Raw genomic sequence first — 24406 nt, forward strand, 5'->3', positions numbered from 1 at the left:
GGAACTGGTGTCGCCCCCGGGCTTGCACTCGTGAAAATATTCGTCGCGTGATCGCTTGATGCGGTGGTCGCTGTAGGGGATCAGCTCGCCGGTCGAGAGTTGGTAACCGTATTTCGTCTCTTTCACGTCCGAAGGTGGGGCCTGATAGCAATCCACTCCGGCGCAGCAGGAAGGATCGTACTGCCAGCCCGCCGGCGCCTGGTGCGCCGATGCCGGGGCACAAAGGGAACCTGCCAAGAGGCCTGCCGGCAAAACCAGCCAAGCCGTCGTTCGGCGCTGAACGGGCGGGCGACACGTCATCGCGCCCGCTCGTTTCCGGAAATGCATGCTGGGGGCTTTTCTGTTCATCGTCGGTCCGCCGTTTTACAGCAACCGGATGGTCTCGGAGCCTGGCTACTCGCCGCCTCAATGCCGGAACCGGCGGAGACGATTGCTACCGAACTTAGAATTCAAAGCTATGTTCCAGGGGGCGCGCTGCCGTTCATTCCTTTACATAGGCGCCGGGCTGACGGCCGCTCCTGGGCGCCTTGGCGTCCTTGGAATGCTCCGCGACAGCGGGACCTGCCCCTGAGCTCTTTTCCGTCGCCGTGCTTGGCGTCGGCTGTCGCGGCGGATTGCGGCCCTCAGATTGACGGGTCTTGTCCTCGACCTCGCCCTGCTTGCGGCTGAGGCCCGGATCGACATGGGGCCTTTCATTGCCGGCGGCGTCCTGGGAAAATTCGTCGCTCGGATCCGGATCGGTATTCGCGGGATATTTGGTGGCGCCGGTCTCGCGACGGTTCTGACTGTTCTTCATGACTCTGTCTCCGGTTGGATGAAAGATAACACCGGCGCGGGAGCGGCGTTCCCAACTGCCGGGCAGTCCGTTTCAAGTCCGGTGGAACAAACCTCCAGGCATGCGATTAGGCGCAGACAATGCAGTTCAGCCGTGCGAGAGGAGCCAGGCATGGACAGGGAAGAACGCATCAGGCAACGCGCCCATGAGATCTGGGAGCGTGAAGGCCGCCCCGAGGGCCGTCAGCAGGAACACTGGGATCAAGCCGTGCAGGAGATCGAGTCGGAAGGTTCGGAAGTCGAGCGCGGTCCGGTGGCGCCCGATCCCGCAGTTGGCGCCGGCTCTGATCCGGCCGCCAACCGGCCAGGCGGCTGAAGCAGGTCGGCCCGGGGATGCGTCGTATCCTAATTGCTCTCGGCATTCTGGTGATCGTTCTGGTCGCCGTTTGGGTCTGGGCTGACCAAAACGGCAGGCGCCCGAGCGGCGGCGCCCAGCAACCCTCGCCGCACGCTATCGACCAGAACGGCTGAGAGGACAGCCAGCCTCAGCGCGTCGCCGTGTCGCCGGGCTCATGCCGCCTCGCTTTGTCAGGCACCAACCGGCCTGAGTTGGCGCGCAGGCCTCTGAAGAACTCTTCCACATAGGGCAGCAGCTCGAACAGCACGATCACGATCATCACGGCGGCAATGTATATCACCGGCAGTTGCTGTTCTTTCCAGGTCAAATCGAAGCGAGCCTTTTCCGCTCCGGCGCCGAACAGCGCCAGGAATTGGCCCCAATGCAGCGCCACCACGATGACCAGCCCCATCAGCGGAATCATTTCCAGAAAGCTGTGCACGTGCTGCTCGACGGGGCTCACCGTGCGAGCCGTGGTCGCATAGCGTACGTCCCATATCGCCGTCGCTTCGTGAATGAAGAAGGTGACGATCATCACGGCGATGACCAGGGCGTTTACCTCCAGGAACATTGCCGCAAGCAGCGGGATTCCAACCTCGGCGAACATCAGCAAGTGAATGAGCGATTCCTTCGCACCGGTCGTCGATTCGATGTGGGTGGCGCGATGGCAGAGCCAGTCGGCAAAGCCCGCAACCAGCCAGACCGGCAGGATGAAGTACATCAGGATGAGAACCATGGGATCGGCCAGCACGCCGCAGCTCCCTACCTGCCGCCGTTCTTCGCGTCGCGCCTGAACTTTGCAGCCTCACGATCGAGCACGTTCGGCTCGTTGCCGTATTTCAGGATCAGCGCCAGCGCCAACCCGCTTGGAATTCTCGTTCTTTCCGCAAGGTCACGGATACGGTCGGTATTTTGGCGCTCGCTGTCTTCCCTGGAAGCTTCGCCCTGCGGCGTCATGGGTCATCGTTCCCGGCCGACTCCCGCCTGGTGTCGAACCGCCGGCCGGCGGAATGGTTCCATAGCTGTCAGATCCGGCGCGGCGAACCGCCGGAACGGTTCACCTATCGCCGCGTTCTACCAGTTGGCTTTCCTGCGACCTCATGAATACACGCGTCGGTTGCGACGCGACATGCCCCGTGACTGAGATCTCACCAACGTCAAAACATGAATTTCAGAATATGAACTAAGGAGCTTCGTGTGCGAAACCTCAGGGGACTTCACCTCTTGATCGCGGAGGACGAATGGCTGCTGGCCAGCGATCTGGCGACCTTCTTCGCTGGGATGGGCGCTATCATCCTCGGGCCGGCAGCGACAGTGGAGCAGGCCGGGCGACATGCAAAAGCGGCGGACGCAGCGATTCTGGATGTCAATCTGCATGGTCGCCTCGTCTTCCCGGTCGCGGACGAATTGATGCGGCGCAACGTGCCCTTCGTCTTCTTCAGCGGTTATGACGAGATCGCCATCCCCGAGCGTTTGCGTTTCGCGAGCAGCCTAAGCAAGTCCTCGAACGGCGCCGTCGTGGTTGATGCGCTGTTCCCGCCGGAACCCTTTGCGGAGCCGGTGAACGTCGCGCAGCCGGCGCCCGCGGCGGAGGACGTCGTTGCGCTGCTTCCCAAGCTCCGGCTCACCGCGCGTCTGCTGCTGGACGATGCCGGCGCTTCCGACCGCCTTGTCGAGCACACTTTGGAACAGGCGCTTGAAGATATCGACAAAAGGCCCGCCGGGTCATCGATCGCCGACTGGCTGAACACCATCATGCGCAAGATAGCGCGGCTGCGCGGAGCTTGTCTGCTGCACTAATCGCAGGCAGCCGAGCCGCCGGCGACCTGCGCTCGCCTGGCGACCAGCATTCTCAATGCGTCAGGCGGCTTCTGAGCCAGGCAATGATCCGGTTGCCTTTTATGATCCGACGGACCCGCGCGGCAGCCCAGCTGGCCTGCATCGTCGCGCCGGTATGGCAGCTGCACACGACATCATGCAATTGCCAATCGGACAATTCGAAAAAGCGCTTGGCCTCGCCGTAGGTGTCGGACTGCAAACCGGCCGCGCGCAGCAACGGATCATCGAAAGCAACCGCGAGCGGCGATCCGTCCGCCCGCACCTTTTCGCGAACCTCGGGATCGACATATTCAGTGCCCGTCAGCGCGGAGAGACACCGAAGCGGATTGCGGTCCAGCAGTTCCGCCCACCGCTCGATCCGCTGCGTTCTCGTGGCAAGGGGGATCAATCCAAGCCGGTCGACGACCGCCACCGATTGAAGTTCATATGAGGTTTGATGCTTCATTGCTGTCTCCTGTGGTTTTGGCGGCGACATCTGTACAGCGGCGCGGCAGGCCTGCCGGGCCTGAAGCCCGCGCTTGCAAGGGACAGGCGCAGACCGATCAGGTGTTGCCCACCGATCTTCGACAAACGCCTGGCATGGCGTCTGAGGCGAACCCCAACTGCCAGTCATCCCCTATGTTCCCGCCATCCTTCGCGACGAGCCTGGGCCGGCAGCGAACGGAACTTCGTGCAGGTTGCAGGGTTAAACATCTGACCTGTCGCTGAACCGCGATGATGCCGTCACCCCAACGGAACACTTCTTACAGCCCAGTTTGGAGGCTCGTAGCGGAATGGCCCGTTCCAAAGGTCTATCCAACCATAACATCATCGTCATCGGCGCGTCGGCCGGCGGAATCGAGCCGTTGAAGCAGATCGTCGCCAACCTTCCGGCCGATCTGCCGGCGGCCATCTTTGTCGTGTTGCATATCGGCCAGGTCAGCTGCCTGCCGGAGATCCTGGACCGCGCGGGCACGCTCAAAACGCAGCCGGCAACGAACGGCGAAGAGTTCAGGACCGGCTGCATCTATGTCGCGCCGCCCGGGTTCCATCTTCTCCTTCACGATGATCATATGATGCTGCGGCGCGGCCCGCGCGAGAATCTTGCCCGGCCGGCCATCGACCCCTTGTTCCGCTCGGCGGCGCTGAGCTACGGCGCGAGCGTCATCGGGGTTCTGCTGTCGGGCGCGCTTTCCGACGGCACCGCCGGGTTGAGGGCCGTCAAATCAGTCGGCGGGCTGGCAGTCGTCCAGCACCCCAAGGACGCGCTGGTGCCGGGGATGATTGAAAGCGCGCTGCGCTATGTCGAGGTCGACCACTGCCTGCCCGCTGCCGAGCTCGGCCCTTTGCTGGCAAAACTTGCGGTCGAGCCGGCCGGAGAATCCTTTCCTCCCCCGCCGGCGGTTAGATTGGAAGCGGCCATTGCCGCGCAGGAGCATTCGACGATGCAGGAAGCGGATCGACTTGGCGAATTGTCGGTGTTCACATGCCCGGAATGTCACGGGCCGTTGTGGGAGATCGAAGACGGTGACATGCTGCGCTATCGGTGCCATACCGGGCATGCCTTCACCACCGACGCGGTGATGGAGATGCAGGCGGTGGAGGCCGAAGAGATCCTGTGGAGCCTGCTCCGCTCGCATCAGCAGCGGGCGGCGTTTGCCAGGCGTATGGCAGAGCGGGAGCGGGCGAAGCGCCGCTCCGGACTCGCCGCCGAAATGGGAAGGCGGGCGAAGGAATATGAGGCGGATGCCGCTGTGATCGAACGCATCCTCGGAAGCAGGCGGGTTCAGGTAAGGGGCAATGGCGAAGTCAGCACGGAAGGCAAGTACTCACAAGGCAAGGGTTAGTTCGCGCGACGACGAAAAGCAGCCGGCGTCCTTCCCCATTGTCGGCATCGGCGCATCGGCGGGTGGCATCGCGGCATTGCGGAGCTTTTTTCCCGAAGTGCCCGCCGACAGCGGCTTCGCCTATGTCGTCATCCAGCATCTCGACGCCGAGCATGAAAGTGCGCTTGCCAGCATCGTCCAGCGCTCAACCGCGATCGCAACGCAAACAGTTGCCGAAAGCGTAGAGGTCAAACCCGACAACATCTACGTGATCCCGCCAGGTGTTTCGGTGAGGATTGAAGAGCGGCGCTTTCACTTGGTCAAGATCGCGGCCGCGCGCGACAGACGGGCGCCGATCGACGATTTCTTCATCTCGCTTGCGCAGGAGCAGGCCGAGAACGCCGCCGGGATCATTCTTTCCGGAACCGGCAGTGACGGCACCGTCGGCTTGAGGGCCATCAAGGAGCGCGGCGGGCTGACGCTTGCGCAAGAGAGCGCCGAATATGACGGCATGATGCGCAGCGCCGTCCAGAGCGGCCTGGTCGACATGGTGCTTCCGGCTGAGGAGATGGCCGGCAAGCTGGTCAGCTATTTCACCCACGCGAGCCGCACCGAAACCGAGCGGGACCGGCGCAAGCGCGAAGTGACCGAACAGCTTTCGCGCATCGCCGCCCTGCTTCGCTCGCGCACAGGACATGATTTCAGCGGCTATAAGGACAACACCATTTTGCGGCGCATCCAGCGCCGCATGCTGGTGCTGCAGATCGACGATCCCACCGTCTTCTACCAGCGGCTACGCGAGGACCCGCAGCAGGTTGATCTTTTGTTCCAGGACCTGCTGATCGGCGTCACCAGCTTCTTCCGCGACCCGCAGGCTTTCGACGCTCTCGAGCGTGTGGTCATTCCCCGGCTGTTCGAGAACCGCAAACCCAGCGAGACGATCAGGGTATGGGTGCCGGGCTGCGCCACAGGCGAGGAAGCCTATTCGATCGCCATGCTCTTGAAGGAGAACGCGCCGCGCGGCGCCGCCTCGCCTAACCTACAGATCTTCGCCACCGACATCGACGAGCGCGCGCTGGAAGTAGCGCGCGCCGGCCGCTACTCGGCGACGATCGCGCCGGACATAACGCCGAAGCGGCTGAAGGAGTTCTTCTCGCGCGAGGACGGTACGTACCGCATTTCCGCCGACCTGCGGGAGATCTGCCTGTTCTCAGTGCACAATCTCTTGCGCGATCCGCCCTTTTCAAAGCTCGACCTGATCGCGTGCCGCAACCTTTTGATCTATATGGGCCCGGAACTGCAGGAAAAGATCGTCCCGATCTTTCACTACGCCTTGCGCAACAACGGCTATCTTCTTCTCGGTTCCTCGGAGAACGTCACGCGCCATCCACAGCTGTTCTCGACGGTGGATAAGACAAGCCGCATCTTCCAGAGGCGCAACGGGGCCACGGCACATCGGTTGCCGGAATTCCCGCTCGCTACCGCGGCGAGATCGACGGATCCAAGTGCGCGCCGGCGGGCAACGGCCGGAACCCTGCAGGAAACCGCGGAGCGTTTGCTCGTCGAGCGCTATTCGCCGGCCTATGTGATCGTGAATGCCGCCGGCGAGATGATGCACAGCTCAGGCGGCACGGGCAAATATCTGGAGCTCGCTGCCGGCGCCCCCAGCCACAACGTCTTCTCCATGGCGCGTCGCGGGTTGCGCATGGATCTGAGGGCCGCGCTCCACAAGGCCGTAAGCACCGGACAGGTGGCGGTCCAGAACAAGATCAGCATCGGCACCAATGGCGGGCGTCAGACGATCAGCCTGGCTGTGCAGCCGCTTCCGGGCGATGGTTCTTCCGACCCGCTCTTTATGCTGGTCTTCCGGGATGTCGGCGGGATCAAGCCGGAAGCCGAGGACGAGGCCGTCCACACAACCGACGATGTCGAAAGCGCCAATGTCAGTCAGCTCGAAAGGGAGCTGAGGGAAACCAAGGAGCGTCTGCAGATCACGACGGAGGAGCTCGAATCCTCCAATGAGGAGCTGAAATCCTCGAACGAGGAGCTTTCCTCGATCAACGAGGAGCTGCAGTCGTCCAACGAGGAATTGGAGACCTCGAAAGAGGAGCTCCAGTCGATCAACGAGGAGTTGCACACCGTCAATGCCGAGCTCAGTCTGCGCGTCGACGAGCTCACCCGCGCCAACAACGACATGGCGAACCTGCTCGAAAGCACGCAAATCGCCACCATCTTCCTCGACCGCGACCTCTGCATCAAGAACTTCACGCCGACCGCGCGCGACCTGTTCCGGCTGGTGGAAAGCGATGTCGGACGGCCGCTGGCGCATGTCCGTCCGCGCTTCACTGCCGACGGCTTGCAGGCCGACATGGAACAGGTGCTGCAAAGGCTTGGCACGATCGAGCGGCAGGTCGAGGGCATGGACAACGGCCAGAGCTATATCATGAGGGTGCTGCCCTACCGGACAGTCGACAATATCATAGCGGGCGTCGTCGTCACCTTCGTCGACATCACCCAGATCACGCAGGCCGAGAAAAGGATCGGCGCGCTCTCGCATGACCTGCGCAACCGCGGCGAAAGCCTGGGAGCCCTGCTCGATCTCGTGCCGATCGGCATCTTCATCGCCGAGGATGGCGCCGGCGTGGAGATCCGCGCCAACCGGCGCGCGGCGGAGCTGTTGGGTCGGCCCGCTACCGGCACCAAGCTGATATCCGTGCCCGCGATCCTGCCGCTGACTTTCAATGGAACCAAGGTAGGCACCGATGACCAGCCGCTGCTCAAGACAATGCGCACCGGCAGGGCAATTCCGGGCTATGAAGCGAGGATCCAGCATGAGGACGGTACCGCAATCGACGTTATGATGTCGGCCAACCCGCTGTTCGACGAAAAGGGCAAGGTCCGCGGCGCCATTGCGGCTCTGGTCGACATATCCAGTCACAAGGAGGCCGAGCGCAGCCAGGAAAGGCTGCTGCACGAATTGCAGCACCGCGTGAAGAATATCCTGGCCACGGTCACCGCGCTGACGTCCCGCATGGTTCGCACATCCAGTTCGATGGGCGATTTTTTCACGTCCTTCCAGCAGCGGCTGCAGGCAATGGGTCGAACGCACGACGTGCTGTCTTCCTACAACTGGACGGATGCCGATCTCGAGCAGTTGCTGCGGGCAGTCCTGTCGCCTTACAGCAGCAAGGAGCGCCAGAATATCATCATCCTCGGAAGCCCTTTGCAGCTGGGCGCGAGCGCGGCCGCGACACTCGGCATGGTATTCTTCGAGCTTGCCAGCAATGCCGCGAAATACGGAGCCCTATCGACAGAGGACGGTCGCGTCGAAGTAGCCTGGAACACCGACAAACCGGGCATTCTGTCAATCCGCTGGAGGGAAATCGACGGACCTGTCGTCGAAGAGCCGCTAAGGAGGAATTTCGGAACGACCTTCATCCAGCAAAGTTTGGAGTACGAGCTGGGAGGGAAGGTCGATCTGAGGTTCGAACGCTCCGGACTTGAATGCGACATAGAAATTCCGCTGGCGTCAGGCACGGGTCGCTGACATTTGCCGCTGAGCGATGAGGAGTGGACACAACATGCTCTTGTCCGGCCTGAATGTCCTTGTGGTCGAGGACGTGTTTATGCTTGCGGAGGACCTCACCGACCAGTTGACCCAAGCAGGATGCACAGTGATCGGCCCGGCACCTACGGTCAGACAGGCGCTTGCACAAATCGAGGGCGTTGCTCTGGACGGAGCCGTGCTGGATGTGAACCTTCGAGGCGAGCAAAGCTTTCCGCTGGCCGAGCATCTCACGCTCGGCGGTGTCCCTTTCATTTTCCTCACCGGCTACGACAGCATCACTGTCTTTCCCGACCAGTTTCGCGACAAGCCCAAGCTGTCGAAGCCGGTCGATTACAACCTGTTGATCGAAGCGGTGTCGCGGTTCCGCAAGAGCGATGCGCCGGACTGAGAAAGCCTGGCCTACGACATGGTGCGATCGCCTATCAACCGGCTCGCAAGCTCGACCAGATGCCGGATCGGCGCAGGCTTCGGCAGAAAAGGCGCGCCATGGAAGACAGGCGACTGGAAGGCCGGATCGTAGCCCGAATGCACGACAAAGGGCACACCCGCCTCCTTGAGGCGAGCGGCGGCGGCCCCCCTTTGGCCGTCGAGCAATTGGATGTCGATGATGGCCAAATCCGGTTGGTTGTCGTCCAGCCAGGTCGCGGCTGCCCGTTCCGAGGCCACGCAAGCCACCTCGAAGCCGAGTGCCCTTAAGCCATCCGCCACGTCGCAAGCGATCAGATATTCATCTTCAATGATCAGTGCCAAGGGCGCTCCCATAACGACCTCCTCTGACACGCTTACCTCCTCCTGGCACACTTGTTGTACTCCGCCGGCGAGGGAAGCGCACGACGTTTTGCCCGCAAACGGCTGCGCGGCTGCCGATAGGATTCGGGCCGGCTTGGTCCAAGCCTGCGTCCTCGCCCCGGCTGAGCTGGATCACGTCGAGGTCTGACAAGGCCGCGCGGGCCTCGAACAGGCGAAGAAATTCCGGCCTCAGCCCATCTCCCCGTGCGGCGGCAATCGCGTGCAGGGGCATAAAGGTCTTTATCGTCCGATCCTTCACAGACTTGCCTCCATCACAATGCGGCGGCCTTTTCCCGCCTTGCCTCATCGAAATCGACCGACAAGATTACATCGCCGTCGCCGCCGCGAACCCGAACCGCCCAGCCCTCCCGCCGAGCTTCGGCAGCCGGATCGTCGAGAAGATCGATCGCGGAGCGCAACGCTTCATCATGAACAGCTTCGAGGTTGGGCAATTCCACCCCTTCTAGCCGCCTCAAACTGCCACCCTCGCGATATTCGAATGTATAGAGATCCTGGCCCACGTCAGTTGGCCTCTCGACGGCGGGCCGGACGGCATCCACGAACCTGTCCTGGCTGCCTTGCGCAGACCGGCCGCCGAATGCCGCGCACTGAATCATCAGCTCTTTGGCGCGATCGACAAGCGCGGGATCGCCGGGCGACGGGTCGGACACAACCATGGTGACAGCGATCTTTTCCCCGCCCTCGCCGAGAAATTCGACCGTCACGTTTCCAGGACCGGCATGTATCGCTGTGTCGAGAACTTGCATTCCTGCCTCTTCATCTCCCTGTCGAGGATACAAAGCTCCCCTGCTCCTGAAAGTTCCGCCGGAGTCCACGAATCGACTTGGATAGCAGCGCCCGACATCCCGCAACGCTCGCGATGAACTGCAAGGCAGCTTCCTGATCGATATCCATCTTAAAGGCGCGGTTGGAACAGCGGGGCCGAAAGCAGGTTTGGAGACAAAGGAGGCGCCGAATGTCACCCAACCAACGCACGCCCGCCGAAGCCCGCGGCGAAATCCAGGCCGGCAGGACGCAGGACAAGACCCCTGGGTTCGACCCTGCGGCGGCACCGCAGGAGGCGGATGCCGAGGCCGGCGATGTCCCGACTTCCGCCAAGCCGGTCGAGCCGCACAAACCGAGCTTCACCAACCAGGCAAGCTTTGCCAACGCGATGCGGCCGCCAGAGAACGCGCCCGGCCTGCAGCCGCGCAGGAACGGCCCGGTGCTGGTGATCGTGGCGCTGGTCGTCCTGGCCGCGGTTGTGTTTCTGCTCGCCGCGATCTTCCGCCAGGTATGAAAGGAACATCATTCCCCGTTCGAGGTTTGATAGCGCAAGGAGGTATTGCGATGCCGCGCTTGAGAAGTTTGTTTCGTCATCTATGGCGCTGGAAAGCACAGCCGACCACGGACCCGTCTCCGGTGGACGCCATCGTTCGGCTGCTCCGCGACGCCGAAAAGCAAGGCAGATCCCGGCGTTCGGGATAACGGCTGAAAGCGTTCCTCGGCTAGCGTCTCCGGCGGATCGAGCAGTCGCCGCAGTCAGTCCTCGTCATAGATATGCTCGTGGATGATGCCGAGGATCTGCAGCTTCACCGTTTCGCGGGCCTCCGGCCGCACGAAGGGCATTAGAAGGTTGACCGTCTCCTCCACCCGCCGCGGCAGGTCGGCGCTCGGATCGCTCAGATAACTGCCATGGGCGTACAGGTTTTCGGTCAGCTTCTTGTTCAGGTCGGAAAAGAGTCCCATGGTCATTGCTCCTTGCTGATCCAACAGCCGGAGCGCCCACGCGGTTCCCACTGCCGACGCCATTCGGGAACCCCGCGCCGCGGATGGCTACGATCTTGGAGCGACGCCCAGGCCGACGGACAGCCGCTCGATTGAGCGCAGCGGAATAGATGCGGCAGCCCGACCCCGCCTGCCGCGCGCCATTATCGGGCCTCCTCCCCCCAACGGCGCCAGGTTTTCGGCCTCTCAACCTTTCTGGCTGCGCTCTACGAACTTGTTGAAGCGGCTCGTTCCACCGCTGCCGGCTTTATCCTGATGCAGGAAGGCGAGATCGTTCTCGTCGAAGATGCGGAAGAATTCGTCCCATTCGATTGGCTCGAGCGTGTCTTCGGGCTCGCCGAAGTCGATGCGCAGAATGCCGCCCTTGCCTTTCGTGCGAACGACAGCCGGCTGGCCATTCCGTTCTTCTACCCACTTGCGGATTTCGTCGTGGTTGGTGGTCGTCTTGGCCTCGGACATGGACTTTCCTTTCTGCAGCGGGGACCGATGAGCGGTCCTAACGGCAGCCAACAGGCAATGTTCCAGATGGTGGAACGGCTCCCTGTCGAAGCTGCGGCACCTCCTGCGACGGGAACTTTGTTGAAGCAGGGAACAAACCTTTTGCCGCGCAGTTCGGGGCGCCGGAGCCAAGTCCACAAGGGAGTCATCGTGAAACGTGTATTGGTTACGGGAGGTTGCGGCTTCATCGGCCGCCACGTCGCCCAGGAACTCACCGACCATGGCTATCAGGTGCGCCTGCTCGATGCGCTTGTCGATCAGGTGCACGGCGCCGAAGCCATCAACCTCCCTGCGGGGGCCGAACTGATCAAGGGCGACGTGCGCGACCGCGACGCTGTCGCCGAAGCGGTTTCCGACGCCGATGCCGTGATCCATCTGGCGGCCGAGGTTGGCGTCGGCCAGTCCATGTACGAGATCGCCCGCTATGTCGGCGCGAACGATCTCGGCACCGCGGTGCTGCTGGAGACATTGATCAAGCATCCGGTCGAGCGGATCATCGTGGCGTCTTCGATGAGCATCTATGGCGAAGGCCTCTATCAGACTCCGGACGGCGAGCGGATCGACAATGCGCGCCGAAAGCCTGCCGATATAAAGGAGGGCCGCTGGGATTTGGTATCGGCGACCGGCCAAGCACTGTCGCCTCTTCCGACGGACGAGGAGAAGCGGCCCGATCTCGCCTCGATCTACGCGCTGACCAAATATGCGCAGGAACGCGCGGTGCTGATCTTCGGCCAGGCCTACGGCGTCGATGCCGTTGCACTGCGCCTGTTCAACGTGTTCGGCGCCGGACAGGCGCTTTCCAATCCCTATACCGGGGTCCTCGCCAATTTCGCTTCGCGCCTCGCCAATGGCAAACAGCCGACGATCTTCGAGGACGGCGAGCAGAAGCGCGATTTCGTCCATGTGCGCGATGTCGCCACCGCGTTCCGCCTGGCGCTGGAGCAACGCCAGGCAGCCGGCCACGCCATTAACATCGGCAGCGGCCGAGCCTATTCGATCAGCGAGGTGGCCCGGCTGCTTGCCAAGGCCATGGGCGTTCCGAAGCGCCCCGCCGAAATTCTCGGCAAGGCGCGCTCCGGCGATATACGCAACTGCTTCGCCGACATTTCCAAGGCGCGCGAATTGCTCGGCTTCGAGCCGAAGCATCGACTGGAAGATTCGCTCGGCGAATTCGCGGCATGGGTTCGCAACAGCGTTGTTATCGACCGCGGCGCGGACATGCGGCGCGAGCTGGAAGAGCGGGGATTGGTCTCATGACCCAGGGCCACCGGCATCCGCGCAAGGCACCGATAGCCGTCATTGGCGGCAGCGGCTTCATCGGCTCCAACCTGGCCGACAGCCTGCTATCCGACGGCGAGGCCGTGCTGGTCGTCGACAATCTAAGCCGCCCGGGCGTCGAGCAGAATCTCGACTGGCTGGCGCAAAAGCACGGCGACCGGCTGAGCGCCAAAATCGTCGACATACGCGATGCCGGCGCACTGGCAGCGGCGCTGGCGCCGGCAAAGGCGATCTTTCACCTCGCCGCCCAGACCGCCGTGACGACCAGCCTGACCGATCCCGCGCAGGATTTCGACATCAACCTCAAAGGCACGTTCAACGTGCTGGAGACCGCTCGCAGCACCGGCGCCCCCGTAGTCTTCGCCAGCACCAACAAGGTCTATGGCAGCCTGCCCCAGATCGCAGTGCGGCAAGCCGATGATCACTACGAGCCGCTCGACGAGAAGGTGCGTGCGAGCGGGGTCGATGAGAAGGTAGGCCTTGATTTCTGCACGCCCTATGGCTGCTCGAAGGGCGCGGCCGATCAGTATGTGCTCGACTATTCCAAATCCTACGGACTGCCGACAGCGGTGCTGCGCATGAGCTGCATCTACGGGCCGCGCCAGTTCGGCACCGAGGACCAGGGCTGGGTCGCGCATTTTCTTCTCAGCGTCTTGTCCGGCCGGCCGATTACCGTTTACGGCGACGGCAGGCAGGTGCGCGACATCCTGCATGTGTCTGATGCCGTAGCCGCCTATCGCGGCGTGTTGGCCAGGATTGAGGCCCTCAAGGGCCAGGCGTTCAACCTGGGCGGCGGCCCGAGCAATGCGGTCAGCCTGCGCGTGCTGCTGGCGGAGATCGCCAACATGACGGGCAGCGACGTCGCGCTTTGCCACGACCGCGAGCGCGTTGGCGACCAACCCTTCTTCGTCGCCGACACGCGCAAGCTGCAAGCAGCGATCGGCTGGCAGGCGCGTGTCCCATGGCGCGAAGGCGTCAGCGATCTCGCCAGCTGGCTGCTTCGGCATCGGCTCCAACCGCACCCCGAAGCCACGAGGTACGTCGCATGAAGGTAGCGCTGGTCAATCCTCATTGGACATACGAGCACAGCATCTATTTCGGCTGCCGCCAGCCGCATCTGCCGCTTGAGCTCGGCTATTCGAAGGCGATGCTGGAAGCCGAAGGGCACGACGTGCTGATGCTGGACGGCTTGCTGCAAGGGCTGGACAACGCCGCCCTTGCGGAAAGCGTTGCGGCTTTCGGACCGGACATGACCGTCGTGACAACCGCGCCGACCTATCTGTTCTGGCGCTGCGCGCCGCCCGAGCTGCGCGTGCCGGCGGAATTCCTCAATCATCTCGCCGGGCGCGGCGGACGCACGGTGGCGGTCGGACCGCATGGCTCGGCAACACCGGCGCCGACCCTGCGCAAGCTCGGCGTCGATGTCGTCGTGCGCGGTGAATGCGAGGAGGTCGTGACGGAGCTTGCACGGGATAGCGACTGGAGCAAGGTTGCGCATACGGCCCGGCTCCAGGACGACTTTCCAGTGTGCAATGGCGGGGTGCATGCCAGCCCGTTCGTCGATCATCCTGCGCTCGCCTGGCCGTCCGACTGGATCGCCGCGCATGGCCACCACCACCACAGGTTCGATGCCCACCAGAAGGGCGCCGGCGCCGAGGTGGAAGCGTCGCGCGGCTGCCCCTATAATTGCAGCTTCTGCGCCAAGATCGACTTCCGCGATGCGTATCGGCGCAGGAAGCACGATGCCGTCATAGCCGAGATCGACGGTTTGATCGCTCAAGGGGTCGGCTACATCTATTTCATCGATGAAATCTTCCTGCCGCAGAAGGCGTTGCTGGAAGCGCTGGTCGACCGCGATATCCAGTTCGGTGTCCAGACCCGCATCGACCTGTGGAAGCCGGACCTGCTCAAGCTGCTCGGCGAGGCCGGCTGCGTCTCGATCGAAGCCGGCCTTGAAAGCCTGACCGTCGAGGGCCGTGCGATGCTCGCCAAGCGATGCCGGCTCGACACGGAGGATCTGGCCGCGCTTTTGGTCGATGCCCGTCGCCACGTGCCTTTCGTTCAGGCCAATCTGATCGGCGTGGTCGAGGACGACCCGGCGCTGGTGGACCATTGGCGCAAGCACCTCATCGATCACGGCGTTTGGGCGAACGAGCCCGTGCCGCTCTATCCCTATCCGAGCTCGCCCAGCTACCGCGAACTCTGGGGCGAACCCGACGATATTGCCTGGGAGCGAGCGCATGAGCACTACCTCGCCTCCTTCCGATCCTTCAGCGACATCCAGGACCAGCGTCCGCATGCGCTGGCTGAGTTGGAGTCCTCATGCTGCAATCACTGACCCATCGTCCGCGGCGCATTCTGATGACGACCGACGCCGTCGGCGGAGTCTGGCGCTATTCGCTCGATCTGGCGCGGGAGCTGGCGGCCAGCGGCGACAGCATCGTGCTTGCCGGGCTGGGACCCGAACCTTCCCCGGAGCAGGCGCGGGAGGCGCGGTCCTTCGCCACGCTGGTTTGGCTGAAATGCCCGCCGGACTGGATGACGCGCGACACGAAAGATCTCGACCGGTTGCCTGGGGAATTGCAGGAGCTTGCGTCGGACTATGCAATCAATCTCATACACCTCAATGCGCCGGCGCAGGCAGCCGGTCTCGAGCTGACTTGTCCGATCGTCGCGGTATCGCATTCCTGCGTGGTCACATGGCTGCATGCAGTGCGGGCGCAAGCGCCCGAGGGCGATTGGGCTTGGCAACGAGAGCGCAACCGGGTGGGATTCGACCGCGCCGAAGCCATTGTCGCGCCGAGCCGAAGCCATGCCGCCATGCTCGGAGCCTGCTACGGCCCGATCGCGGGCTTGAGCGTCGTCCACAATGGCGCGCTCCCCGGCCCGGCAGGCGCGCATCGCGAGTCCTTCGTTCTCGCTGCCGGCCGCTGGTGGGATGAGGGTAAAAACGGGTTGGCGCTCGATGCCGCGGCTGCCTTGTGCGGCCCTCCCGTTTTCGCCGCGGGCGAAACGGAAGGCCCGGACGGACAGCGCCTGTTCTTTGACAATTGCATCTCGCTCGGCTCGATCAGCCATTCAGAGGTTCGGCAATTGATGGCGCGGGCCAGCATGTTTGTCTCGCCGTCCATCTACGAGCCTTTCGGGCTGGCCGCCCTGGAGGCAGCCTCTGCGGGCACCCCCCTGGTGTTGGCGGACATCGCCACATACCGCGAGATCTGGGACGGAGCAGCGACGTTCTTCGACGCGCGCGATCCCCACGCGCTTGCCGGCTGCATCGCCATGCTCTCGCATGACGAAAGCTTGCGACGCCAGTTCGGTCAGCGCGCCGCCCGAAGGGCGCGCAAATTCTCGCTCAGCGCCCAGACGGCGCGAATGCGAGAGGTCTACGACCGGGCGGCGACGGCCATGGCAGGGCTTTGACCATGCGCTTCCTGTTTTACACCCACTCCGCCGTTTCCGACTGGAATCACGGCAACGCGCATTTCCAGCGCGGCATCATGCGCGAGCTCGTCGCGCGCGGACACGAGGCGGTCGCGCTGGAACCCGCCGACGGCTGGAGCCGATCGAATCTGCTTGCCGAGCAAGGCCCTTTCGCTGTCGAGCGCTTCCGCAAGGATTTCCCGGAGCTGATGGCGCTGACCTATGGCCCCGGCTTCGCACACGAAGCCTGGCTCGCCGGCGCGGATGTCGTGATCGTCCACGAATGGACGGACAAGGATCTTGTCGCGCGCATCGGACAGGCGCGAGCCTATGGCAATTTCACGCTCCTGTTCCACGACACTCATCACCGCGCCGTATCGGCGACGCAGGCGATAGCGGCACTTCAGCTCGAGCATTATGACGGAGTGCTGGTCTTCGGCGAGGTGCTGCGCGAGAGCTATCTTCGCGCCGGCTGGGGCAAACGGGTCTTCACCTGGCATGAGGCGGCGGACGACCGGCTGTTCAAGCCGTGCCCGGATGTCGAGCCCGTCTCCGACCTCGTGTGGATCGGCAATTGGGGCGACGACGAACGCAGCGCCGAGATCGCCGAGTTCCTGATCGAGCCGGCGAGCGCTCTCGCGCTGTCGGGAACGGTGCACGGCGTGCGCTATCCGACCGACGCCCGAGCCGCGCTTGCCGAGGCAGGGCTGCGCTATGATGGCTGGATTGCCAATGCCGACGTGCCGAAGAGCTTCGCCCGGCATCGCGTCACCATGCACATCCCCCGCCGGCCTTATCGGGAGAGCCTGCCCGGCATTCCGACCATACGCATGTTCGAGGCGATGGCCTGCGGCATTCCGCTGGTCTCGGCGCCATGGTCGGATGTCGAAGGACTGTTCCGTGCCGGCACGGATTTCCTGTTCGCCCGGAACGGCGCCGAGATGCGGGATCACCTTCGCGACGTGCTGAACGACAGCCAGCGTGCGGAGGCGCTGGCTGCGTCCGGCCGGGAAACCATCCTTGCGCGCCACACATGCCGGCACCGCGTCGACGAGTTGTTCGACATCCTCGCCGCATGCGGCAATCGCGAGGTCGCTGAAATCAAACCTGCAAGGGAGGCCGTTGCATGAAGATCGCCTTTTACGGATCGAGCCTTCTGTCGTCCTACTGGAACGGCGCGGCCACCTATTATCGGGGCTTGCTCAAGGCGTTGTCGAAGCGCGGCTATGACATCGTCTTCTATGAGCCCGATGTCTACGATCGCCAGAAGCATCGCGATATCGAGGCGCCGGACTGGTGCAGCGTCGTCGTCTATGAGCCGACAGCGCATGCGCTGATGCAGGTCGCCTCGCGCGCCGCGCAGGCAGACGTCGTGGTCAAGGCAAGCGGCGTCGGCTTCGAGGACGAGGCGCTGCTGCATGCGGTTCTCGACAACGCTCGCCCGGATGCGCTGACCGTGTTCTGGGACGTCGATGCGCCGGCGACCCTAAGCGAGCTGCGCAATCATGCCGAACACCCGCTGCATGAGGCGTTGAAGAGGATCGGCCTTGTGCTGACCTATGGCGGCGGCGATCCTGTGGTTTGGGACTATCGCGCGCTCGGCGCCGCGGAATGCGTGCCGATCTACAACGCGCTCGATCCTGAGACACATCATCCGGTCGCCGCGAATCCGCGCTTTGCCTGCGACCTGGCTTTCCTCGGCAATCGGCTGCCCGACCGCGAGGCGCGCGTCGACGCCTTCTTCCTCGATCCGGCCCGTGTGCTTGGCAGCCAACGCTTCCTGCTCGGCGGATCCGGCTGGGGCGACAAGCCCTTGCCGGCGAACGTTTCGTGGCTCGGCCATGTCGGTACGCGCGATCACAACGCTTTCAACGTGACGCCGAAGGCGGTGCTCAACATCAGCCGCGACAGCATGGCGGCCAACGGGTTTTCGCCCGCGACACGTGTCTTCGAAGCGGCGGGCGCGGGCGCATGCCTAATCACCGATGCTTGGCTCGGCGTCGAGTTGTTCCTGACCCCAGGCGAAGAGATCCTGGTCGCACGGGACGGCGCCGACGTCGCCGAGATCGTGCGCACGCTGACCCCGAAACGGGCGAAGGCGATCGGCGCCGCAGCGCTGCGGCGCGTTCTGGCCGAGCATACCTACACGCTGAGAGCCCGGCTGGTGGACGACATCTTCAAGGCGCATTTCGAGCGCCGGGCAATGGAGGCCGCGGAATGACGAAACCGCTCGACATCGTTTTCCTCGGACTTTCGTTATCCTCATCCTGGGGCAACGGCCACGCGACGACTTTCCGGGGACTGCTGCGTGCGCTCAACGAGCTCGGCCATCGCGTCACCTTCCTCGAACGCGACGTGCCCTGGTATGCGCATCACCGGGACCTGCGCGACCCCGATTTCTGCGACTTGCGCTACTACCAGACAGTCTCGGAGCTGCCCCGCAATCACCGGCAGGAGTTGCAGCGTGCCGACGCGGTGGTGATAGGCTCCTTCGTGCCGGAAGGCAGGGCCATCATCGACGACCTCGCTTCGCTGTGTACTGGACAGTTCTGCTTTTACGACATCGACACGCCGGTGACGCTGGCGCGGGTTGCCGAGGACGATTGCGATTACCTTGCCCGCAGGCAGATCCCCTATTTCGACGTCTACTTCTCCTTCACCGGCGGACCGACGTTGCAGCGCCTCAGATCGGAGTTCGGCGCCCGCCGAACGGAGCCGCTCTACTGCTCGGTCGATCCAAAGCGACACCATCGCACCAGAGACGCGATCGAATGGGATCTCGGCTATCTTGGAACATACAGCGCCGACCGGCAGCTCGCCCTCGAAACGCTGCTGCTGGAGCCGGCGCGGCGCCTGCCGGAGCGCCGCTTCGTCGTCGCCGGCTCGCAATATCCGTCCGATATCGCCTGGCCGGACAATGTCGAGCGGATCGAGCACCTGCCGCCCGCCGAACATGCCGCCTTCTACAGCCGCCAGCGTTACACGCTGAACCTTACGCGCGCGTCGATGATCGCGGCAGGATGGTCGCCCAGCGTGCGGCTCTTCGAGGCCGCTGCCTGCGGCACACCGATCATCAGCGACCGCTGGCCCGGTCTCGATAGCTTCTTCCCGGAATCGACGATCGAGACCGCAGCCAGTGCCGGCGACGTGCAGGAAATCCTCACAGCCAAATCGGAGCGGGCCAGACTCGATATGGCCCGTTCGGCACGCGAGGCGGTGCTTGCAAGCCACACCGGCGGCGCTCGGGCGCGTGAATTCGTTCAGGCTTTGACCCAGTCTGTCCATGCGCGCGCGGCGATCGATCTGAACGTGGAAAGTGCAGCATGAATAGCAGACAGGAGACTTTGCAGATGCGGCGATCAAGAAGGGTTCAGCAGACACAGACGGCGCTTGTCGCCGGCGGTGCCGGTTTCCTCGGTTCGCATTTATGCGAGGCCTTGCTTCACGAAGGGTATCGCGTCATATGCGTCGACAACTTTCTTACCGGCCGAATGGAGAATGTCAGCTCGCTGATCGGCCAAGCCCGGTTCCGGCTGATCGAGCAGGACGTTTGCGTCCCGCTGGAACTCGGCGAGACTGTCGACCGCGTTTTCAACCTGGCCTGCGCGGCATCGCCGCCCCGCTACCAGGCCGATCCGGTCCACACCACGCGCACCTGTGTGATCGGAACGCTCAATCTGCTCGAGCTCGCCGCAAGCAACGGCGCCCGCTTCCTGCAGGCGTCGACCAGCGAAGTCTATGGCGATCCGGAAGAGCACCCACAGCGCGAGGACTATGTCGGTCACGTCAACTGCACAGGACCGCGCGCCTGTTATGATGAAGGCAAGCGCACCGCGGAGACGCTCTGCTTCGATTATCTGCGGGCTGAGATGGCCGATATTCGCATCGCCCGCATCTTCAACACCTATGGTCCCAGAATGGACCCGGCCGACGGCCGGATCGTGTCCAACCTGGTCATGCAAGCGATCGAGAAACGGCCGCTGACGATATTCGGCGACGGCCGGCAAACCCGGTCATTCTGCTATGTCAGCGACATGATCGAAGGATTGCGGCGCCTTATGGATGTCGATCCCAATCCGCGACAGCCGGTGAATCTGGGCAATCCCGGCGAGTTTTCGATCCTCGAACTGGCAAAGCTGGTTCGGGAACTGACCGGCACCAAATCGCCCGTGAAATTCCTGCCCTTGCCGCAGGACGACCCGCGCCGCCGGCGGCCCGACATAGGCCGCGCAAGGGCGCTTCTCGGCTGGTCGCCCAAGGTGCCTCTCAGGCAAGGCCTGCTGCAAACCATAGCCTTTTTCTCGAGCCTCGACGACCTCGCGATGGAGCCCATCGCTCCGGTCAACAGGACTGAGGCCGGAAAAGTTCGGAACCTTCAGCTCTGAGGCGGTGGCTTCTTTCGCCGTAGCGGAACAACCGACCGGGATTGCGGTTGGACATGACAACCGTCATGGAGAAGAACTGTGCAGCCGAAGCGACCAATCAAGGACATCGACCAGATGGCGGCCGCCGAAACCGCCGCGTTCCTGCGGCGAGCCTCCATCACCTATCTCGAATGTTGCGTCAGCCTCATGATGACACATCTGCAGCGCGAGGAAGTGGCCACAATTCTGGAACAGGAAGCGGACATGCTGCGCAGGCTGGACTGATCAGGTCCTCGCGCGCTCGATAAAACGCGAAAGCCCGGTTTCGTAGCGGTCGGCGGCGCGCGTGGCCCTTACCCGCTCATCGCCATGTGTCGACTGTCCGGCCATCGTCCATAGCCCAAGCTGAAAGGCGAGATAGCAGGGCTCCATGTAGTCCACCAAAGAAAGATCGACGGCACGCGACATTTGTGCCTCAATGCCTTGGATGAGCCGCGAAAGCTCGGCGGCGGAAAGCTCATATTCCACCGTCGCGCCTGCAATGTCCCAGGCTATGTCCTGACAGCCGACAATGTCGTGCGAGCGGCAATGGTCGACGGCGTCCGTCTTGAGCAGGGTTCCGTCCGGCCTAACCAGAAATTCCCACGGGTGCAGGCGTCCGTCGATCTCGATCCTCCGCAGGAAGGGATGTGAGGAGTGGCGGGCGAACCAACCCTTTAATGCTTCGGCCGGCCCTTCCCCCAAGGCTTCCCTGCAGTTTTGCACGGCCATGTCTGCAAGCCTCTCCAGCAACGCGCCGGCCTCTTCGGTCTGCAACGCGGCAGCGCGCCAGCCGAGATAGCGTCCAAGCCATTCGACCAGCAGGTCCCTGGCCAGCTCTGTCCGATCCAGCCTGTCCGCCTCTGTCCAACGCTCGATCAGGAAGCCGTGGCAGAGTCCGGCGGGCTGCGTTCCAAAACCGGCCCTGTGCACCCACCTCGCCGTGTGCAGCTTGTGCTGCCCGGTCCCGCCGAGACCGGCGAACTTGACCAACCAACGCTCCGTGCCCGCCCGTGCCATGAATTTTCGCCGCTCAAAGCCGGCAAACACCGGAGGCCAATGCTCCGGCGGCGTGGAAATATGCTTGCGCCATTCGCCGCCGGAAATCTCGCAGAGTTCGACATCGGGCTTGCCGAGCAGGTTCGCCACCCAGTGGCGAAGGTTCGGCGCGACGCATCCATCGAAGGCCGCTTCGAAATCCGCGACATGGCGCGAGCAGTGGCTCCAAATAGCCTGCATGTCTGCCGAAGCTTGCACGCCCGGCCCGCCGCGGTGGCTCGGGAACAGATGAATGCGCTCCTGGTCGATGCCCTGCCGGCGCAGCCAGGCAACGACAGCATGAAAGGAACTGCCGGAGAGGCCCGGACCTTCATCAACGATGGCAAATTTGGCGTGAGCTCTGTCGCGCCAGCCGCCGAGGAGTTCGGGCGTGGCGCATATGTGGCGCCTAAACGGGTGCCCGATCGGCCGTACACTGACAGGAGGCGGCGCATGCAGCGCGGCGGCGACCATCGCCGCGAGGCCGAGACCGACGCCGCGGATCCCGATGACGCAGGTGTTTGCGTCGAGGCCCGACTGCAGCGCCGCAAGCAGATAGGTTTCCGGATATAGCGCATAAAGCGCGTAGCCTTCGGCCGGGCCGGTAACTATTTCGCTGCTACAGTCGATGGTGGCAAGCTTCGCAAGCAGCAACGGGTCGAGCGCTCCGCTCCTGACAAATCCTTGTTGCCAGGATCGCAGCACTTCCTCCGACAACTCGACGAGAATTTCCGACCCCAGCTTCTGTGTCGACGAATTGCAATCGGCACCCCTGGTGTCGAATTCCGCATCGGCAAGGCCTTGCACAAGTTCGGAGGCGCTGACGAAAAGATCGACCACGGCGGCGTGACGTTCGATACCGGCGGGCAGATCGCCGAGTGCTGCCGCTGCGGCCAAGGCAGCTTCCCTCAGCTGTTGTGCGCTGCGCGTTCGCTTGTGGTCGCCGAAGACGATCATGCGGCTCCTATCCCCCGTCTGGCCGCCAACGCGAAGCGGCGCCTCTTTGATCCGAGATCCGGCTTAGCAATTTTTCGCGGCGCGAAGGAACATTCGAGGTCGCTCCCGGTTCGGCGCGAGGAACTTACCTTCAGCAAAGAGGCAGCGGTTTCGTGACATCGAAGAAAGTTCGCATCGGCATCGTTGGCGTGGGCAATTGCGCGTCATCTCTTGTGCAAGGTCTCTCCTACTATCGCCACGCCAACGGCAACGAGCCTATCCCCGGGCTGATGCATGCCGACCTCGGCGGCTATCATGTCGACGACATTGAGGTCGTCTGCGCCTTCGATGTCGCGAAAAACAAGGTTGGGCGCGATGTGGCGGAAGCGATCTACACCGCGCCCAACAACACCTTCCGTTTTGCTGATGTCGCGCCGACCGGCGTCCGTGTGGAGCGCGGCCCAACACTCGACGGCATCGGCAAATATCTCCGGGACGAGATCGAAGAGTCGGATGAACCGGTCGCAGACGTAACCGGCCGGCTGCGGGGGAGCGGGGTCGAGGTGCTGATATCCTATCTTCCGGTCGGCTCCGAACAGGCGACGCGCTTCTATGCCGAATGCGCGCTTGAGGCCGGCTGCGCCTTCGTCAATTGCATTCCTGTCTTCATCGCCTCGCGGCCGGAATGGCGCCAGCGCTTCGAGGAGCGCGGTCTTCCCCTCGTCGGCGACGATATCAAGAGCCAGGTCGGCGCAACAATCGTGCACCGGCTGCTCGCCAATCTCTTCCGGGAGCGCGGCGTGCGCATCGATCGCACCTATCAGCTCAACTTCGGCGGCAACACCGACTTCCTCAACATGCTTGAGCGCGAGCGGTTGGAATCGAAAAAGATTTCCAAGACGCAATCCGTCACCAGCCAGATCGACGTCCCGCTCGAGGCCGGCAACATCCATGTCGGTCCCAGTGACCATGTCCCGTGGCTGACTGACCGCAAATGGGCCTATATACGGGTCGAAGGCACCACCTTCGGCGGCGTGCCGCTCAATGCCGAGCTCAAGCTGGAGGTCTGGGATTCGCCCAATTCCGCGGGCGTGGTCATAGACGCCGTCCGCTGCGCAAAGCTGGCCCTCGACCGTGGCATTGCCGGCGCGCTCACAGGCCCCAGCAGCTACTTCATGAAGTCGCCGCCCCAGCAGTTCACCGACGCCGAGGCGCGGCTGCGCACATTGGCCTTCATCGCCGGAGGGGACGAGCCGTTGCTCGATGCCGCCGAATGACCACGACTTTCTTTCTCATCCGCCACGCGGCTCATGATCATGTCGGGTGCTACTTGGCCGGGCGGCTCGATGGCGTTCGCCTCGGCGAGGCCGGACAGGCGCAGGCGCTGCATCTCGCGCGCCGCATGGCGCGCGAGCCGCTCGCCGCCATCTTGAGCAGTCCGCGCGAACGCACGCTGGAGACCGCGAAGCCGATCGCGATCGCCTGCGGGGTCGAGAAGATCTCGATTCGCAAAGAACTCGATGAGATCGACTTCGGCGAGTGGTCCGGCAAGACCTTCGAAGAACTGAACGGCGACGCAAGCTGGCGGCTTTGGAACGACCAGCGCCAGAGCGCCCGTACGCCGAGCGGCGAGACGATGCTGGATGTCCAACACAGGATCGTCGGCCTGATGGACGCGTTGCGCGAGAATGGGCAGGGTCAGTGCATCGCCCTTATCAGCCATGCCGACGTCATCAAGGCAGCCGTCTGCGCGATTCTCGGCCTGCAGCTCGGCGACTGCTTCCGCTTCGATATTGCGCCGGCCTCGGTCACCACAGTCGTTCATGGCGACTGGGGTTCCAAGCTCATTCGCCTCAACGAACTCCCCTGA

General features: G+C 63.3%; 26 protein-coding genes. 17 read left to right on the forward strand and 9 right to left on the reverse strand.

The window, feature by feature from the left end; all coding sequences use genetic code 11:
- Positions 1-481: 481 nt before the first annotated feature.
- Positions 482-796, reverse strand: a complete 315-nt coding sequence (locus tag LB529_RS10635) for a hypothetical protein (protein ID WP_224601096.1) — start codon at positions 794-796, stop codon at positions 482-484.
- Between the two features lie 150 nt (positions 797-946).
- On the opposite strand from LB529_RS10635, the gene LB529_RS10640 reads away from it, so the two are divergent.
- Positions 947-1150: a DUF2934 domain-containing protein gene (locus tag LB529_RS10640; protein WP_095768854.1), complete on the forward strand. Its 204-nt coding sequence runs from the start codon at positions 947-949 to the stop codon at positions 1148-1150.
- A 169-nt stretch (positions 1151-1319) separates the two neighbouring features.
- On the opposite strand, the gene LB529_RS10645 is transcribed toward LB529_RS10640, so the two are convergent.
- Together LB529_RS10645 and LB529_RS10650 are read right to left on the reverse strand one after the other, a co-directional pair.
- Positions 1320-1922 carry a diguanylate cyclase gene (locus LB529_RS10645; protein ID WP_224711044.1) on the reverse strand — a complete coding sequence of 201 codons (603 nt, stop codon included), beginning with the start codon at positions 1920-1922 and terminating at the stop codon, positions 1320-1322.
- 11 nt (positions 1923-1933) lie between these two features.
- Positions 1934-2128, reverse strand: coding sequence for a hypothetical protein (locus LB529_RS10650; protein WP_224711045.1), 195 nt, complete (start codon positions 2126-2128; stop codon positions 1934-1936).
- Between the two features lie 267 nt (positions 2129-2395).
- Between LB529_RS10650 and LB529_RS10655 the strand changes: the two genes are divergently transcribed.
- The gene (locus LB529_RS10655; protein WP_224711046.1) at positions 2396-2971 is read left to right on the forward strand and encodes a response regulator; all 576 of its coding nucleotides are present in this window, start codon (positions 2396-2398) and stop codon (positions 2969-2971) included.
- A 52-nt stretch (positions 2972-3023) separates the two neighbouring features.
- On the opposite strand, the gene LB529_RS10660 is transcribed toward LB529_RS10655, so the two are convergent.
- A complete protein-coding gene (locus LB529_RS10660; protein ID WP_224527716.1) occupies positions 3024-3455 on the reverse strand; it encodes a hypothetical protein in 432 nt (143 codons plus the stop codon).
- Between the two features lie 328 nt (positions 3456-3783).
- On the opposite strand from LB529_RS10660, the gene LB529_RS10665 reads away from it, so the two are divergent.
- From LB529_RS10665 to LB529_RS10675, 3 genes are read left to right on the forward strand one after another with little or no spacing between them, the layout of a single operon-like run.
- Positions 3784-4836 (forward strand): chemotaxis protein CheB, encoded by a 1053-nt coding sequence (locus tag LB529_RS10665; protein ID WP_224711047.1) that lies wholly within the window; start codon positions 3784-3786, stop codon positions 4834-4836.
- Complete coding sequence (locus LB529_RS10670) at positions 4790-8362, forward strand: CheR family methyltransferase (RefSeq protein WP_224544263.1); 3573 nt, start codon at positions 4790-4792, stop codon at positions 8360-8362. The genes LB529_RS10665 and LB529_RS10670 overlap by 47 nt, the downstream gene beginning before the upstream one ends.
- 34 nt (positions 8363-8396) lie before the next feature.
- Positions 8397-8771, forward strand: a complete 375-nt coding sequence (locus LB529_RS10675; RefSeq protein ID WP_224527708.1) for a response regulator — start codon at positions 8397-8399, stop codon at positions 8769-8771.
- Between the two features lie 11 nt (positions 8772-8782).
- Here LB529_RS10675 and LB529_RS10680 read toward each other — a convergent pair whose 3' ends face one another.
- The gene (locus LB529_RS10680) at positions 8783-9133 is read right to left on the reverse strand and encodes a response regulator (protein ID WP_224527705.1); all 351 of its coding nucleotides are present in this window, start codon (positions 9131-9133) and stop codon (positions 8783-8785) included.
- Between the two features lie 311 nt (positions 9134-9444).
- Complete coding sequence (locus tag LB529_RS10685; protein ID WP_224711048.1) at positions 9445-9939, reverse strand: DUF6894 family protein; 495 nt, start codon at positions 9937-9939, stop codon at positions 9445-9447.
- Between the two features lie 209 nt (positions 9940-10148).
- Here LB529_RS10685 and LB529_RS10690 point away from each other — a divergent pair, with 209 nt between their 5' ends.
- Positions 10149-10472, forward strand: a complete 324-nt coding sequence (locus LB529_RS10690) for a hypothetical protein (RefSeq protein ID WP_224629482.1) — start codon at positions 10149-10151, stop codon at positions 10470-10472.
- Between the two features lie 242 nt (positions 10473-10714).
- Here LB529_RS10690 and LB529_RS10695 read toward each other — a convergent pair whose 3' ends face one another.
- Positions 10715-10921 (reverse strand): hypothetical protein, encoded by a 207-nt coding sequence (locus LB529_RS10695; protein WP_095768905.1) that lies wholly within the window; start codon positions 10919-10921, stop codon positions 10715-10717.
- Positions 10922-11146: 225 nt separating this feature from the next.
- A complete protein-coding gene (locus LB529_RS10700) occupies positions 11147-11419 on the reverse strand; it encodes a hypothetical protein (RefSeq protein ID WP_140833344.1) in 273 nt (90 codons plus the stop codon).
- Positions 11420-11608: 189 nt separating this feature from the next.
- On the opposite strand from LB529_RS10700, the gene LB529_RS10705 reads away from it, so the two are divergent.
- The 9 genes from LB529_RS10705 (at position 11609) to LB529_RS10745 (ending at position 20808) form a co-directional block, all read left to right on the forward strand.
- Entirely contained in the window at positions 11609-12715 is a 1107-nt protein-coding gene (locus LB529_RS10705) for an NAD-dependent epimerase/dehydratase family protein (RefSeq protein ID WP_095768863.1), read from the forward strand.
- Positions 12712-13785 carry an NAD-dependent epimerase/dehydratase family protein gene (locus LB529_RS10710; RefSeq protein WP_224711049.1) on the forward strand — a complete coding sequence of 358 codons (1074 nt, stop codon included), beginning with the start codon at positions 12712-12714 and terminating at the stop codon, positions 13783-13785. Before LB529_RS10705 ends, LB529_RS10710 begins: the two co-directional genes overlap by 4 nt.
- Complete coding sequence (locus LB529_RS10715) at positions 13782-15074, forward strand: TIGR04295 family B12-binding domain-containing radical SAM protein (protein ID WP_224711050.1); 1293 nt, start codon at positions 13782-13784, stop codon at positions 15072-15074. The genes LB529_RS10710 and LB529_RS10715 overlap by 4 nt, the downstream gene beginning before the upstream one ends.
- The gene (locus tag LB529_RS10720; RefSeq protein WP_224711051.1) at positions 15059-16159 is read left to right on the forward strand and encodes a glycosyltransferase family 4 protein; all 1101 of its coding nucleotides are present in this window, start codon (positions 15059-15061) and stop codon (positions 16157-16159) included. Before LB529_RS10715 ends, LB529_RS10720 begins: the two co-directional genes overlap by 16 nt.
- A 2-nt stretch (positions 16160-16161) precedes the next feature.
- A complete protein-coding gene (locus tag LB529_RS10725; protein WP_095768867.1) occupies positions 16162-17289 on the forward strand; it encodes a glycosyltransferase in 1128 nt (375 codons plus the stop codon).
- Positions 17286-18380, forward strand: a complete 1095-nt coding sequence (locus tag LB529_RS10730) for a glycosyltransferase (protein ID WP_224551593.1) — start codon at positions 17286-17288, stop codon at positions 18378-18380. The genes LB529_RS10725 and LB529_RS10730 overlap by 4 nt, the downstream gene beginning before the upstream one ends.
- The gene (locus LB529_RS10735) at positions 18377-19486 is read left to right on the forward strand and encodes a glycosyltransferase (protein ID WP_224544255.1); all 1110 of its coding nucleotides are present in this window, start codon (positions 18377-18379) and stop codon (positions 19484-19486) included. Before LB529_RS10730 ends, LB529_RS10735 begins: the two co-directional genes overlap by 4 nt.
- A gap of 23 nt (positions 19487-19509) precedes the next feature.
- Positions 19510-20544, forward strand: a complete 1035-nt coding sequence (locus LB529_RS10740; protein ID WP_224711052.1) for a UDP-glucuronic acid decarboxylase family protein — start codon at positions 19510-19512, stop codon at positions 20542-20544.
- 114 nt (positions 20545-20658) lie between these two features.
- Positions 20659-20808, forward strand: coding sequence for a hypothetical protein (locus tag LB529_RS10745; RefSeq protein ID WP_224544254.1), 150 nt, complete (start codon positions 20659-20661; stop codon positions 20806-20808).
- Here LB529_RS10745 and LB529_RS10750 read toward each other — a convergent pair whose 3' ends face one another.
- Positions 20809-22557: a hypothetical protein gene (locus LB529_RS10750; RefSeq protein ID WP_224711053.1), complete on the reverse strand. Its 1749-nt coding sequence runs from the start codon at positions 22555-22557 to the stop codon at positions 20809-20811.
- Positions 22558-22709: 152 nt separating this feature from the next.
- On the opposite strand from LB529_RS10750, the gene LB529_RS10755 reads away from it, so the two are divergent.
- Together LB529_RS10755 and LB529_RS10760 are read left to right on the forward strand one after the other, a co-directional pair.
- Entirely contained in the window at positions 22710-23813 is a 1104-nt protein-coding gene (locus LB529_RS10755; protein ID WP_140844510.1) for an inositol-3-phosphate synthase, read from the forward strand.
- A complete protein-coding gene (locus LB529_RS10760) occupies positions 23810-24406 on the forward strand; it encodes a histidine phosphatase family protein (protein WP_224711054.1) in 597 nt (198 codons plus the stop codon). Before LB529_RS10755 ends, LB529_RS10760 begins: the two co-directional genes overlap by 4 nt.

The organism is Mesorhizobium sp. CA5 (assembly GCF_020165105.1).
In the GTDB taxonomy this organism is placed as follows: Bacteria; Pseudomonadota; Alphaproteobacteria; order Rhizobiales; family Rhizobiaceae; genus Mesorhizobium.

Bases quoted from the DNA above. Each gene is read 5' to 3' on its own strand.
- LB529_RS10635 (WP_224601096.1), bottom strand. From the start codon at position 796: ATGAAGAACAGTCAGAACCGTCGCGAGACCGGCGCCACCAAATATCCC.
- LB529_RS10640 (WP_095768854.1), top strand. From the start codon at position 947: ATGGACAGGGAAGAACGCATCAGGCAACGCGCCCATGAGATCTGGGAG.
- LB529_RS10650 (WP_224711045.1), bottom strand. From the start codon at position 2,128: ATGACGCCGCAGGGCGAAGCTTCCAGGGAAGACAGCGAGCGCCAAAAT.
- LB529_RS10660 (WP_224527716.1), bottom strand. From the start codon at position 3,455: ATGAAGCATCAAACCTCATATGAACTTCAATCGGTGGCGGTCGTCGAC.
- LB529_RS10665 (WP_224711047.1), top strand. From the start codon at position 3,784: ATGGCCCGTTCCAAAGGTCTATCCAACCATAACATCATCGTCATCGGC.
- LB529_RS10670 (WP_224544263.1), top strand. From the start codon at position 4,790: ATGGCGAAGTCAGCACGGAAGGCAAGTACTCACAAGGCAAGGGTTAGT.
- LB529_RS10675 (WP_224527708.1), top strand. From the start codon at position 8,397: ATGCTCTTGTCCGGCCTGAATGTCCTTGTGGTCGAGGACGTGTTTATG.
- LB529_RS10685 (WP_224711048.1), bottom strand. From the start codon at position 9,939: ATGCAAGTTCTCGACACAGCGATACATGCCGGTCCTGGAAACGTGACG.
- LB529_RS10690 (WP_224629482.1), top strand. From the start codon at position 10,149: ATGTCACCCAACCAACGCACGCCCGCCGAAGCCCGCGGCGAAATCCAG.
- LB529_RS10695 (WP_095768905.1), bottom strand. From the start codon at position 10,921: ATGGGACTCTTTTCCGACCTGAACAAGAAGCTGACCGAAAACCTGTAC.
- LB529_RS10700 (WP_140833344.1), bottom strand. From the start codon at position 11,419: ATGTCCGAGGCCAAGACGACCACCAACCACGACGAAATCCGCAAGTGG.
- LB529_RS10710 (WP_224711049.1), top strand. From the start codon at position 12,712: ATGACCCAGGGCCACCGGCATCCGCGCAAGGCACCGATAGCCGTCATT.
- LB529_RS10715 (WP_224711050.1), top strand. From the start codon at position 13,782: ATGAAGGTAGCGCTGGTCAATCCTCATTGGACATACGAGCACAGCATC.
- LB529_RS10720 (WP_224711051.1), top strand. From the start codon at position 15,059: ATGCTGCAATCACTGACCCATCGTCCGCGGCGCATTCTGATGACGACC.
- LB529_RS10725 (WP_095768867.1), top strand. From the start codon at position 16,162: ATGCGCTTCCTGTTTTACACCCACTCCGCCGTTTCCGACTGGAATCAC.
- LB529_RS10730 (WP_224551593.1), top strand. From the start codon at position 17,286: ATGAAGATCGCCTTTTACGGATCGAGCCTTCTGTCGTCCTACTGGAAC.
- LB529_RS10735 (WP_224544255.1), top strand. From the start codon at position 18,377: ATGACGAAACCGCTCGACATCGTTTTCCTCGGACTTTCGTTATCCTCA.
- LB529_RS10740 (WP_224711052.1), top strand. From the start codon at position 19,510: ATGCGGCGATCAAGAAGGGTTCAGCAGACACAGACGGCGCTTGTCGCC.
- LB529_RS10745 (WP_224544254.1), top strand. From the start codon at position 20,659: ATGGCGGCCGCCGAAACCGCCGCGTTCCTGCGGCGAGCCTCCATCACC.
- LB529_RS10750 (WP_224711053.1), bottom strand. From the start codon at position 22,557: ATGATCGTCTTCGGCGACCACAAGCGAACGCGCAGCGCACAACAGCTG.
- LB529_RS10760 (WP_224711054.1), top strand. From the start codon at position 23,810: ATGACCACGACTTTCTTTCTCATCCGCCACGCGGCTCATGATCATGTC.